Source organism: Bartonella japonica (genome assembly GCF_040545385.1).
Taxonomy (GTDB): Bacteria; Pseudomonadota; Alphaproteobacteria; order Rhizobiales; family Rhizobiaceae; genus Bartonella; species Bartonella japonica.
Window position 1 is genome coordinate 30,945 of record NZ_JBEPLT010000002.1, and the last position, 13,592, is coordinate 44,536.

The 13,592-nt window shown below is 37.0% G+C and carries 9 protein-coding genes; 4 read left to right on the plus strand and 5 right to left on the minus strand.

Annotation, left to right across the window (positions count from 1 at the left end):
- Positions 1 to 34: 34 nt before the first annotated feature.
- Both ABID39_RS01775 and ABID39_RS01780 read right to left on the minus strand, forming a co-directional pair.
- On the minus strand, positions 35 to 1,375 hold the full coding sequence (locus tag ABID39_RS01775) for a sensor histidine kinase (RefSeq protein WP_354185444.1): 1,341 nt from the start codon (positions 1,373 to 1,375) through the stop codon (positions 35 to 37).
- Positions 1,376 to 1,383: 8 nt separating this feature from the next.
- Complete coding sequence (locus ABID39_RS01780) at positions 1,384 to 2,088, minus strand: response regulator (protein WP_354185446.1); 705 nt, start codon at positions 2,086 to 2,088, stop codon at positions 1,384 to 1,386.
- Between the two features lie 137 nt (positions 2,089 to 2,225).
- Between ABID39_RS01780 and ABID39_RS01785 the strand changes: the two genes are divergently transcribed.
- A complete protein-coding gene (locus tag ABID39_RS01785) occupies positions 2,226 to 2,876 on the plus strand; it encodes an MBL fold metallo-hydrolase (protein ID WP_354185448.1) in 651 nt (216 codons plus the stop codon).
- A 70-nt stretch (positions 2,877 to 2,946) separates the two neighbouring features.
- Here the strand turns inward: ABID39_RS01785 and ABID39_RS01790 are convergent, their stop codons facing one another.
- Both ABID39_RS01790 and uvrB read right to left on the minus strand, forming a co-directional pair.
- Positions 2,947 to 3,576 carry a BA14K family protein gene (locus ABID39_RS01790; protein WP_354185450.1) on the minus strand — a complete coding sequence of 210 codons (630 nt, stop codon included), beginning with the start codon at positions 3,574 to 3,576 and terminating at the stop codon, positions 2,947 to 2,949.
- Between the two features lie 1,666 nt (positions 3,577 to 5,242).
- The gene (uvrB, locus tag ABID39_RS01795) at positions 5,243 to 7,390 is read right to left on the minus strand and encodes an excinuclease ABC subunit UvrB (protein ID WP_354185452.1); all 2,148 of its coding nucleotides are present in this window, start codon (positions 7,388 to 7,390) and stop codon (positions 5,243 to 5,245) included.
- A gap of 931 nt (positions 7,391 to 8,321) precedes the next feature.
- On the opposite strand from uvrB, the gene greA reads away from it, so the two are divergent.
- Complete coding sequence (greA, locus tag ABID39_RS01800) at positions 8,322 to 8,795, plus strand: transcription elongation factor GreA (protein WP_354185454.1); 474 nt, start codon at positions 8,322 to 8,324, stop codon at positions 8,793 to 8,795.
- Between the two features lie 22 nt (positions 8,796 to 8,817).
- Positions 8,818 to 9,876, plus strand: coding sequence for a glycosyltransferase family 4 protein (locus ABID39_RS01805; RefSeq protein WP_354185623.1), 1,059 nt, complete (start codon positions 8,818 to 8,820; stop codon positions 9,874 to 9,876).
- 1,035 nt (positions 9,877 to 10,911) lie between these two features.
- Here the strand turns inward: ABID39_RS01805 and ABID39_RS01810 are convergent.
- Complete coding sequence (locus ABID39_RS01810) at positions 10,912 to 12,306, minus strand: TrkH family potassium uptake protein (RefSeq protein WP_354185456.1); 1,395 nt, start codon at positions 12,304 to 12,306, stop codon at positions 10,912 to 10,914.
- Between the two features lie 306 nt (positions 12,307 to 12,612).
- On the opposite strand from ABID39_RS01810, the gene trxB reads away from it, so the two are divergent.
- Positions 12,613 to 13,560: a thioredoxin-disulfide reductase gene (trxB, locus tag ABID39_RS01815; RefSeq protein WP_354185458.1), complete on the plus strand. Its 948-nt coding sequence runs from the start codon at positions 12,613 to 12,615 to the stop codon at positions 13,558 to 13,560.
- Positions 13,561 to 13,592: the final 32 nt, after the last annotated feature.

Consider the following 13,592-nt stretch of genomic DNA (forward strand, 5'->3'; position numbering starts at 1 on the left):
GAATGTTTTTTATAGATGATGTGTAAATATTTTCTCATAGAGGGATATCAATAATAGCACGCAAACCTCCTAGAGGACTATCATCTAATTGAATATTGCCTCCGTGGCTACGCGCTATATCTTGGGCGATAGAAAGTCCAAGTCCTGTTCCGCTTGCATCTTGATTGCGCGCTTTATCGAGTCTAAAGAATGGCTTGAAAACTTCCGTACGCATGTTTTTATGGATTCCGGGTCCATCATCATCGATTGTTATGATGAAGGATTCTTGTTGAGATATGGCTGTTAGTCTGACAGTGTTGGCGTAATAAAATGCATTTGATACAAGATTACTGACCAAACGAGTGAAGGCTTGAGGTCGTGCTTGTATTTCTGTAGAGCCTTCAATGGTATAAGAGAATTGACGTTTATGAAGATGAGCGTCAGCAGCAAATTTTTGCATAAGGGCGTTTAAATCAAAGGTTTTAACACTTTCACTCCCTTCGCCACGGGCAAAAGCAAGATAATCTTCTAACATATTTTGCATGTCGCTTACATCCTGCTCAAGCGGTTTAATATCAAAGTCAGTATTTGCTAATGCTAGCTGAAGTTTAAAACGTGTAAGAATGGTTCTTAAATCATGGCTTACGCCTGAGAGCATCATAGTGCGTTGTTCGATTTGGCGTTCAATACGTTCACGCATACGTAAAAAAGCAATGCCAGCACGACGAACTTCATCAGCTCCTTGTGGTTGAAATCCTTTTGGTAGGGGACGTCCGCATCCAAAACTTTCTGCTGCTTCAGCCAATTGTTGGATTGGTTTGATTTGATTGCGCAAGAAGTAAATTGCTATCAGCAATAAAACAAGAGCGGTTCCTACCATCCAGCTTAGAAAAATAGTGGTATTGGAAGCATAGGCTTGGCTGCGCAGTGCAAAGACGCGTAAAATGTTATGACCAAGATGGATGCGAATTTCAACAAGATCAGAATCACCCACGGTATCAATCCAGAAGGGGCGGTTAATTTGACGTGTGATTTCTTCACTTAGAAAATAATCAAGAATTGCAAAAAATGGTTTAGGACTTGGAGGTGGGAGGGGGGCAGGGGGAAGGATAGAAATATTTAATCCCATACGTTGTTGTGCAATACGTTTGATGTCGTCATAGTTATCTTGTTGTGGGTATGTTTCAATAATATCAATAATGGCTGAAATATCATGGACAACAGCGGTTGAAAGACGCTCGGTCACCATTTGCCAATGGCGCTCCATAAAGACGTAAGCAATGACTGTTTGCAAGAGGACCATAGGAGCAATAATGATGATCAAAGAACGGGCATAAAGCCGCTTAGGCATTTTCTTCGTCAACCATCGGATAAATTTTTTTGAGGGTTCGACCATTGTCATGCCTATTCAATTGAGAGTTTATAACCTATTCCTCGTACGGTTTGGAGCCATATAGGGAGTGCTGGATCTTTTTCTATCTTACGACGAAGTCGGTTAATCTGTACATCTATGGTACGTTCACCAATATTTTTATCATCCATTGTAAATTTATGGCGTGGAATGATATCGCCTGCATTTTCAGCAAAAATAATCATCATTTTTTGCTCGTTATCTGTTAACTTAATAACTTCTCCTCCTTTTTTGAGCTCGCGCCGTGCAAGGGAGAATATATAAGGTCCAAAGACTATCTGCTCGATTTTAGGTTGATTGATTGGAGATCCCCGTCGTAAAATAGCGTTGATGCGAAGAAGAAGTTCACGAGGATCAAATGGCTTAGAAAGATAGTCATCTGCACCTGCTTCTAAACCATGGATGCGGTCGTCTGTTTCGGATAAAGCTGTGAGCATGAGAATGGGAACATTCTTGGTTTGACGAAGTGAGTGAGTGAATGAAATGCCATTTTCTCTGGGCATCATGACATCTACTATGAGAAGGTCAAAATCTAAGCTTGCAAGTTGCCGTCTTGCTTCATCGGCATTGGCTGAGACTGAAACACGAAACCCATTTTTAATGAGAAATTGAAATAAAAGATTGCGAATACGGGTATCATCGTCAATAACAAGAAGGTGATGTGCATCGTCATCCAAAACTTGAACATGATCGGTCATTCTTTAAAACCTTGACAAAATTTAGCTTCTACAACACTTTAAGTTTACATAAGTTGCATAAAGCTGTCGAGCAGGCTATTTTACTTCATAAAGAAGAATTTTTTGAATAAGCTTAATTTATTTTTGAAAAGGATATCATGAGTCGTTTTAGTGCACATATTATTCCGGTTACCTCTCTTCAACAAAATTGTACATTGCTTTTTGATTCTGAACAAAAAGAAGGAGTATTAGTTGATCCTGGTGGTGATTGGTTTCGCATTCAAGAAGTGATCCAAAAGATGGGCGTTACCGTTAAAGCCATTTGGATCACGCATGGTCATTTTGATCATGTGGGAGCGGCAATGCAAGCTAAAGAAGCTCTTGATGTTAAAATCATCGGTTCACATTGCGATGATAAACCTGTGATGGATGTTGTGAGAGAAAGCGCGGAACGCTATGGCATCACTGATGTACGCATTTGTGTGCCTGATCAATGGTTAGAAGATGGCGATAGCGTTCATTTTGCTGGACATGTGTTTAATGTTTTTCATACACCGGGGCATTCTCCTGGTCATGTTATTTACTTCAATGAAAAACAACGTTTTGCTCTATTGGGTGATGTACTCTTTCGTGGTTCTATTGGACGCACAGATTTTCCTTTCTGTTCTCATGAGGAATTGATGAAATCACTTCGAGAAAAAGTTTTGCCTTTAGGTGATGATGTCCGTTTCATTTGTGGGCATGGTCCAGGAAGCCACTTAGGTTATGAACGCCAGTGGAATCCTTTTCTTCAGGACCTCAACATATAACCGAAAAAAACACTTTTTGAAAGTGTTTTTTTCGGGTTCTTAAAGCTTCTTTAATGAAGTGTTATGAAAGTTATTTTACTGGAGCATAACAAAAATGGTCTAAACCGTCATAACCTCGAAAAGTACCCGTTTGAGGGTTAAATGAACGGTATCTTTTTTTGCAATATTGAAGCCAGCCATGAGTCCATGGTTTCTGAAGTTGTTGATATGTTGTTGTTGACTGAACTTCATAAATAACTTGATCTTTGGGTATTTGTTGATAGACAACTTGTGGTTGTTCTCGTTTTTTAAAGACATTGACAAGAATTGCAGCTGCTGCAAGACCTAAAATGCCTGCGGCTAAAGTATCTCCAGAGTTATTACGAGTTTCACGGTGCTCTTGTACATAACGATGTACTTTATGCTCCACATGATGGTGATGATGTTCCCGCCTTTGATGATGAACATGACCACGGTTGTGATTACCATCAGAATAATAAGGGTGATGCTTACTCAGAATAGAATGGGTACTATAACTATCAGAACGGATGTTAGAATGATGAGAAGGAAACTGAGATTCCATTTTCTTTCTCATTCCTGCTATTTTCTTCGTAATCTCATCAGAAATGAACATTGTATCTGCAAATGCTGTACTTAATGGCGTCAAAACAGTTTCTATCGATATTGCGGATAATACCGCTAATTTGGTAAACTTTTTCATAGCTGCACTCCTTAGTAAATTTGTATTGTTCCCATTTTACACGCATGAAACTGAACACAATCTGAATGATTTTTGTTCTTATTTTGACAAAACGAATAAAAAGTTCTGTATTTGAATATATACAAAATCATAGAATAAAGTCGCAATATTCACAATATAAGAGTATGTTTTTAAAAATGTGTTTATTTGAGTTTCATTTATAAGCTAGTTATTATCTATGCTATAATCATTCAATTTGATAGAATATAATATTTTTAATATTTCTTTATTTCACAAGATTTACAATATAAATTGTAAAAGTATGAAAAATAAATATATGATTAAATTATAACAGATTTACGGAATTGTAGTAAAATTTTATTTACTTGGTATAATTCATTAAAATATTTGTCTTGTTTCTTAACTTTTTACATTGAGCTATGCATTATCTTATGCAGGTTATTTCTGATACTATAGGAAAATATATTCTTTATGTGATCTGCTTTAGAGATGAAATGTTTTTGCTTATTTTAAATGAATTTTCGATATTTTAGAAAAAATATGTCGAACCAATAAGTTATTGTACCAATAAGTTATTATAGAAGTAAAGCATTATATGCTTCATGATTCTATAGTATCTTTTAATTTTTATTCTTAGCTTTTTTAAAAATTATTGATTTTGAGAGAGTGAATGTCTTGCAATCTGTGTTCATTCGTATAATGAGGTGGCGTAGCATTATTAATTTAGATAAAATGCTTTCAATTGTTATCTCTTGTATTGATTGAGTAGCGTGTATTACGGTTAGCATTTTTCAAATGGTATGCTGACTTTATTTATACTTGTTTGAATACACGTTTGATAAAATACAATATTGAAGCTTTTTTTAGGTAGTTTTATCCGCATTTACTCCAAATAGATTGTTTCTTTAGTTCTCGTTGGCGATGTGGTTAGTTCTGGCAAACATGAAGAAAGATATCTGTTTGGAATTTACTTTTTATTTCTATTTTAAAATGAATAATATTATCTCTTACATTTTTTCAATCAATGAGAGTGGTGTTTATGATACAAGCTCGTATCAAAAAGATATTAATCCAGAAGTGTTCGTGGGATTATAGAAGATTATTGTTGATAAGGTTTCTCAAAACTTTCTTCTACCTAAAAAGGAAATTTTTCTTTATTTTTGAGAGATGGTTTTTGGGTGTCTAAAGTTAGATTATGTCATAAAAGCTTTTGTTTATTTGTATTGCTTTCGAAAATGAGCTCTCTATGGGCGCCATTCAAACTGTGAGTACTGTTAAACCGTGTGTGAATAGATATTCGAATGAGACGAATTCTGTGAAATGACTATATAAGAAGTATTTTCTTGTGTAATTTCTTTTTTACATTGCTTTTAGTTACCTTTTTTACGTTGTTTTTTGTGAAATTGGAGCATGCAGGTACTTATTTTATGAAATGACGGTATTTACTGGCCCTTTTATCAGATTTAGAAGGGCTAAGATTGATTTTGAACATTATGAGAGTTTGAGGTTATTGATTGAGTAAATTTTTTTTTGTTTTATTTAAGAGTATTTTTGTGCGTTTTTTTGATATTTTTATTCTTCAAGACTTTGGTGTCTATGATTGGGTCTGTTTGAGCAATATTTGGTTTGGCAAAAATATTTGATTGTATCATGAGTTATGGATGGGCTATTCGCTGTGATGTTTTAACGGAGCATCTGCTATTTCTAGTTCTATTTTCTGTAGCTGTTTGATTTCATCACGCAATCGTGCTGCTTCTTCAAAGTTTAGATCATCTGCTGCTTCACGCATTGCTTTTTCAAGATTTTGAATATGGATTGCTAAATTTTTTCCACTCATATTGTTTTGCATGATAAAATCAGGAATATTGGTAGGAGTATGGTGGCTTTTTTCTCCTGAATTGAGAATATCATCGATATTTTTTTTGATACTTGTTGGTATGATATGATGTTCTTCATTGTAGGCTATCTGTTTTTGCCGACGTCGTTGTGTTTCTTGTAAAGCTCGCTCTATAGAGCCAGTCATTGTATCGGCATAGAGAATAACGCGACCATCCACGTTACGCGCAGCGCGTCCGATTGTTTGGATAAGTGAGGTTTCGGAGCGCAAAAAACCCTCTTTATCGGCATCTAAAATAGCAACAAAACCACATTCTGGAATATCCAAACCTTCTCGGAGGAGATTGATTCCGATGAGAACATCAAAGGTGCCAAGCCGTAAATCACGGAGAATTTCAATACGTTCTAATGTATCAATGTCGGAATGCATATAGCGCACCCGAATAGCTTGTTCATGGAGATATTCTGTCAAATCTTCAGCCATACGCTTTGTTAAGACAGTGACTAATGTACGGTAGCCTTTTTGAATTGTTTTGTGAATTTCATTCACAACATCATCAACTTGGCTGGAGGCTGGGCGTACTTCTGTCTGTGGATCAACGAGTCCTGTGGGGCGGATAATTTGTTCAGCAAAAATTCCATGAGATTGTTCTATTTCCCAGCGTCCAGGTGTTGCAGAGACAGCAATCGTTTGTGGGCGCATGGCATCCCATTCTTCAAAGCGTAAAGGACGGTTGTCCATACAAGAAGGCAAACGAAATCCATATTCTGCTAAAGTTGCTTTGCGTCGAAAGTCACCTCGGTACATACCATCAATTTGTGGAATGGTTACATGGCTTTCATCGATAAAAACAAGAGCATTGTTTGGAATATATTCGAATAAGGTTGGGGGTGGTTCACCGGGTTGTCGTCCAGTTAAATAGCGTGAATAATTTTCAATTCCGGCACATGATCCGGTTGTTTCCAACATTTCCAAATCAAAAATTGTACGCTGTTCTAAACGTTGTGCTTCTAAAAGCCGTCCTGCTGCGTTCAATTCATCAAGGCGTTGAGCCAGTTCCATTTTGATAGACTTCATTGCTTGGTTTAACGTTGGGCGTGGTGTGACATAGTGTGAGTTGGCATAAATTTTAATCGATCCAAGCTCGTCTGTTTTTTGTCCTGTGAGAGGATCAAATTCAGTGATTGTTTCTACTTCATCGCCAAAGAGTGAAATACGCCAAGCACGATCTTCAAGATGGGCAGGGAAAATTTCGATTGTATCTCCTCGGACTCGAAAAGAACCACGAATGAAGTTAATATCTTGTCGATAATAATGTTGAGAAACTAAATCAGCTAATAATTTGCGTTGATTGAGTTTGTCTCCTTTTTTTATTTGCAAGGTCATGGCAGTATAGGTTTCTACCGAGCCAATTCCGTAGATACAGGACACAGATGCAACAATAATGACATCATCACGTTCGAGCACAGCGCGTGTTGCAGCATGGCGCATACGGTCTATTTGCTCATTAATGGAGGCTTCTTTTTCAATATAAGTGTCAGAGCGTGCAACATAGGCTTCTGGCTGATAATAGTCATAATAAGAAACAAAATATTCAACAGAATTATGGGGGAAAAAACTTTTAAATTCTCCGTAAAGCTGTGCAGCCAAAGTTTTATTGGGTGCTAAAATGAGCGCTGGACGCTGTGTCTTTTCAATGATTTTAGCCATTGTATAGGTTTTTCCTGATCCAGTAACCCCCAGAAGCACTTGCGTACGTTCATCATTTTCAATTCCCTCAACGAGAGTTTTAATTGCTTGAGGTTGATCTCCTGCAGCTTCAAAAGGGGTTTCGAGTTGAAATGGAATACCACCTTCGGATTTTTCAGGACGAACAGGGCGGTGAGGTGTCCACAATGCACCATTCTTAAAAAGAGGATTGCCTGAAGAAATGAGGGCAGAAAGAGCTTCCACTGTTGCTGTGACACCATTTTTCATTGTTGCATCCTTTGATAGATAAGTGTTCGTAATTTTAAAGGAAATCCCAAACTTTACAACGACATCATGATAACGGCACAACGTTACTGAAAAGCTTCATTTCACTTGATTACCTATTGTATAGAATATTTGATCAGTTTGGGGGATAAGATTAATGCGTTGGGGATTTTAAAGTAAGGTGCATTACGGTTAATACCATTTTATTTAACGCTATAACGATGCTTAACAGGGGGCTTGTACAATATTCATTATGGCTATTTTCACCGCTGTTTTTATAGAGAATGATTGTTTTTGATTATAGTTTGTTATTGGAAACATTATGTATATGGGGTAAAGATCGTTGCTACTTTAAATAAGAGATAACAAGATGATATCCAACCTGTTTGGGTGTTATATTTGATGTGGTATTAATTTCCTTGATATGTGTGGACAAACACCAATTCTCCACGGGAATTAAATCATGAAGAGCATGCTGAATGCTTGGTCTTATTCTAAAATGAAGATTTCTTGTGACAAAGGCATTCGTTGCTTTGGAGGTTGTCGCGGCTAAAAAGAGAGGACTAAATACAAAAAAATATTAACTTTTTCATTTTTCTGTAGAGGAGTCTTTAAAGTTTTTTTCTTTCTTCATACAAGATGTCTTTCTCTAAGTTATGATAGATTCTAAGTTATGATAGAACATAAAAAAAATACAATTATTTCTTCTTTAGGATGTTCATGTTGGGAGCACAGTTTAACACTTTAAACACCAAAATATTAGATGATTTAACATAATTGGTGAATGCTTTATTCTCTTTTTTATTTTTATATGGAAAACAGGAATACTGTACTATATAATAGGGAATGTTGGTTTTTCGGATTCCAAAAGCAGTTTTGGGAGCCATTTTTTGTATTTTTATTAAACCTTCCGTGTAACAGAAAGGGACGGATTATGGAAAAAGTTCCGATGACTACAGCTGGTTTTGAAAGTCTTAAAGAAGAATTACGTTGGCGTCAACAACAGGAACGTCCGCGGATTATTGAAGCAATTTCTGAGGCGCGAGCACATGGCGATTTATCAGAAAATGCCGAATATCACGCTGCTAAAGAGGCGCAAAGTCATAATGAAGGACGTATAAATGAGCTTGAAGATTATATTGCACGAGCTGAAGTGATTAATGTCTCGCGTCTTTCAGGCGATAAAATTAAATTTGGAGCTACTATAAAGCTTCTAGACGAGGATACTGAAGAGAAAAAGGTTTATCAGATCGTTGGTGATCAAGAAGCTGATGTAAAAGTTGGTAAAATTTCTATTTCTTCACCTATTGCTCGTGCACTCATTGGTAAGCAAGAGGGAGATGTGATTGAAGTGAATGCACCAGGGGGTGCACATAATTATGAAATTATTGAGGTTCAATACATCTAAATTATTATGCCTGTGAATTATGATGCTTGTATCTTTGGAAGACACTGAAGTTATTGCTCCTCACTTTAAAAAACGTTTGTCAGGAGTAACCTCTACGGTTGTTCAGCTTATTCCATTACAACGAGAACAGGGCGTGCGTATATCCACTTTTGGATTTGGGTTGTCGAAAAATTTGCCATTTATTACCTTTAAAGATCTTTTCGGGCTTTGGAAAAGCCCGAAGAATAGACCATTTCGTATTTGGCATGCACGGCGCAATATTGAGATGCTTTGTGGAGTTTTTTTGCGTGATGTATTGCGAATGAAGCTTAAACTCATTTTTACATCGGCTTCTCGTCGTCAACATAAGCCTTTTACCAAATGGCTGATTCGCCGTATGGATAGGGTTATTGCTACCAGCACGCGTACAGGAACTTATTTAGAGGTGCCTCATTACGTTATTATGCACGGCGTGGATACTAGGCGTTTTTCACCACCAAAAACTGTTGATGATTGCTTTTCTTCGTCCGGATTGCCGGGGAAATATGCGGTAGGGTGCTTTGGGCGTATGCGTTATTCAAAGGGCACTGATTTATTTGTGGATGCAATGATAGCATTACTGCCACGCTATCCTGAGTGGACAGCGCTTATTGCTGGGCGGACAACAGAACAACATTATAGTTTTGAAAAAAAACTGCATCAAAAGATTGCTAAAGCAGGCTTGAAAAATCGTATCATTTTTCTTGGTGAGGTGCTGAATATGCCTCTTTGGTATCGTCGTTTGTCACTCTATATAGCGCCTTCTCGTACAGAAGGTTTTGGTTTAACGCCATTGGAGGCAATGGCATCACAAATAGCTGTTGTGGCGAGTGATGCGGGAGCTTATACAGAATTGGTCGTAGAAGGAACTGGAACAGTTGTTAAAGCAGGAGATGGGCCAGCTTTAACGGCGGCGATTGAACCTTATTTTGCTGATTTAGAAAAAACAATGGCAGCAGGGAAAAAAGCTTTAGCGCATGTTCGAACTCATTTTCCTTTGGAAAAAGAAGCGAAAGAGATTGGAAGCATTTATGAAGAAATATTTGCAGAAAAAACACTTTAAAAGATATCAGGAAGTTTTCTGAAAAGTGGGCGAATATTTGTTTTTTGAAGATTTCTTATCATCATTTAAGCAAACAGATTGATAATGCCTATTATTTCATAAAATTGATCATGTCTTCGATAAATCATAAGCTCTCAAAGCTTTTGATAAAAAGATACAAATTTTTAGGATAATGGCGCTGATTGTGATAAGAAAGATAAAGGGAGCATGGAGTGATTATTTTTGAACAAAGCAATCATTTGGAGGGGGCGGACATAATATATTAATCATTTCAAATACATGATTTTATGCATCTTGGTTTTGTATATGGTTGTGTTGCTGCTTATGTAATACCAAGTGTATGGGTTCCTTTTTTCGTTTGAGGGTATAGTGTGATACTTTATGGAAAGGAGCTGTTCATGTGAACCTTAGGGTTATTGTACATTTTTTAATGAGAAGACTATTGGTAAGATCTCTTGAGATGTCATATAAATCCATTTCTGCTTTAAAGAAAAGGAGCATAAAACAGGGTGGTGAGAACTTGTTTTTAAAAATTTTTGAATAATTCTTAATTCTTCGCTCTCATTGTAACAGTTGATGTGGTAAAAAAATGGTGCAGGTTTTTATTTAACCAATGTCAATGTTCACTAATAATTTTTGTGATGAAGCTGCTTATAAGAAGTATTCGTAGCTTTTTTTTAAAAGTAATTTTTATCTATACATCTATTCCTCTTATGAAATTTGTAAGGAAACGGTTTTTATTGATTTATCATGAGGATGGCTTAAAGTGAAAGGATTTTACGACATTCAAGATTCTTATTTTATATGCCAAACGATAGATTGTCATGTTGAAACAATATATTGTCTATTTTAGAGGTCGCTTTATTGGTTGTACAAGAGATTGCACGGATACAGATGGAAAGAGCTTTGTATTGTTAATATTATTATCTGCTTGAAGCTCTTTTAAAATTCTTCTCATAGGTTGAGTAAAGGTCCGATTTTATCATGTATACTGTTTTTATCAATTTCTTACTTATTAAAACTAAATGTCATGTCTTAAAATTGTTCACGCCAAAAGGCGGGGATAAACAGTACAAATATAGTTATAATTTCAAGACGCCCAGCCAACATCAGAAAACTCAAAATCCATAAAGCATTATCATTGATTGTAGAGAAATTACCAGCAGGACCAATAATATGTCCAAAACCTGGACCGACATTTGAAAGAGCAGTTAAAACGCCTGTAAAAGCAGAGGTAAAATCAAGACCAGTTGTGAGTAAAAGTGCAGTACCAATGATAAGACAGAACATATAAAGACATACAAAAAACAAAACTGCTTTGGCAACATCACTCGATATGTTTGCGTGATCGTATCGAGCTTTTACAACAACATTAGGAAAAAGAAGTTTTTCTATGTTTGTTTGTGTAATACGCCAAAGAATAATTAAGCGATTGATTTTCATACCTCCAGAGGTAGAACCAGCACAGCCACCTGTAAAAGAAACAATGAAAAAAATCCCCAGAGCAAAAGGTCCCCAAAGTTGATAATCTTCAGCACTATAACCAGTTGTGCTAATGATAGATGTAAGATGAAAAATGACATCAAGAAAAACCGAGTGGAAAGCGCGATGATCATGAAACCGCAGCCATGCGGCTAAAGCAAAGCTAAAGAGGAAAACAATATGGAGGAAAACAATCACTTGTTGGTCAATAAAGCGCTTGTAGTGGCCAGGAAGTACTAATTTAACATAAAAAATAAAGGGCAACGCGGAGAGTAACATAAAAATTGTTGAAATAATCAAGATGGCGGGTTTATCGGAAAAATAGCCAAAAGATGCATCATGGGTTGAGAAACCAGCTGTTGCTATCGTGCTCATTGCGTGATTTATAGCATCAAACAAACTCATACCAGCAGCGAAATAGGAAAGCATACAAGCAAGTGTTAGTCCAACGTAAGCTATGATAATTCCATTGGCAATTTGATTGATGCGGGGCAATATTTTTTCCGATTTATCTGATGATTCCATGTGAAAAAGTTGTACTCCACCAACACGCAGTGAAGGCAAAAGTAATAAAGCTAAACCGATAAAGCCGATACCTCCAATCCAGCATATGATGGAACGCCATAGCAAAATACTTCGCGATAAATTATCAAGGCCGGTTATTACTGTGGAGCCGGTGGTTGTAATGCCAGAGACGGATTCAAAAACTGCTCCTGCTAGAGAAATTGAGAGAGGAGAAAGATAAAGAGGTAAGGCGCCTACGATGATTCCAGTGAGCCAAAGACAAACGGTGAGCATAAAGCCAAGACGTGCTGAAAAATGGCACGTAGCACCTCTGGTTGCTAAAAGAAGCAGTGTCGCTAACATGGTCGTTATGACACAAGAATAAAGGAAGGTTATCCAATTATGGTTTCTGTCATGCAAATCCACAAAGATAGGCAGAAGCATTGCTCCTCCCATAATTAAAGCAAAACGTGCACAGACATTGATAATAAATTGAAAAATGATCGTTCCCTATCTCTGTATTTGTTTTTCTTACGATTTCGTACGCATAAGAATTTACGTTTTTCTTTTTATAGGATAAAAGTTAATTTCTATATTAAACAGAACTTAATTAAATCGATAATCTAGCCTTTCTATCATAATTGGGAAGAAATACGTATACATCATAACTGAGGTGGTTGAAAAATATTTTTTTTAAGTCTGCTCATGATAATTTATGGAATAATTAAATAAAAAAATGAAAGGGGTTCTATGACACAATCGCATATTCGGTTGCTTATTGTTGGCTCAGGTCCGGCTGGTTATACAGCGGCGATCTATGCGGCAAGGGCAATGCTTGAACCGGTTTTGGTTACTGGATTACAGCAGGGGGGGCAGTTGACAATTACAACGGATGTTGAAAATTATCCAGGCTTCGCTGATCCCATTCAAGGACCATGGTTGATGGAACAAATGGAAAAACAAGCTAAAAATATGGGGACAAAAATCATTCGTGATAATATTGCAAAGGTGAATTTGTTGAAACCTCCTTTTGTTTTATACGGAGATTCAGGAACGTCATATTGTTGTGATGCGCTTATTATTGCAACAGGAGCGCAGGCGCGCTGGCTTGGTTTGAAAAGTGAACAGACTTTTATGGGCGGGGGAGTTTCTGCTTGTGCTACCTGTGATGGTTTTTTTTATCGTGATAAAGATGTCATTGTTGTGGGAGGGGGAAATACAGCTGTGGAAGAAGCTCTTTACTTAGCTAATTTAGCGAAGAGCGTAAGCTTAGTTCATCGGCACAGCGATTTGCGTGCGGAAAAAATTTTGCAAGATAGATTGTTTTCTTGCAATAATGTTCGTGTTATTTGGGATCATGTTGTAGAGGAGATCGTTGGTCTGCCAGCTCAAGATTCCAGAGGTGCTATTGTTACAGGTGCACGTCTTAAAAATGTTAAAACAGGGCAAGAAAGTAAAGTGGATGCGGAGGGAATATTCATTGCTATTGGGCATGCTCCCGCTGTTTCTTTGTTTGAAGGACAACTAAAACAAAAACGAGGTGGCTATTTATGGACAGAACCGGATTCAACAAAAACAAGCATTCCTGGGGTTTTTGCAGCAGGTGATGTAACAGATGAAACATTCCGCCAAGCTGTAACAGCAGCGGGGATGGGATGTATGGCAGCACTGGAGGCAGAGCGTTTTTTGGATAGCTAAATATAAAAGCGCATTGCAAAAGTAAAAAAGTG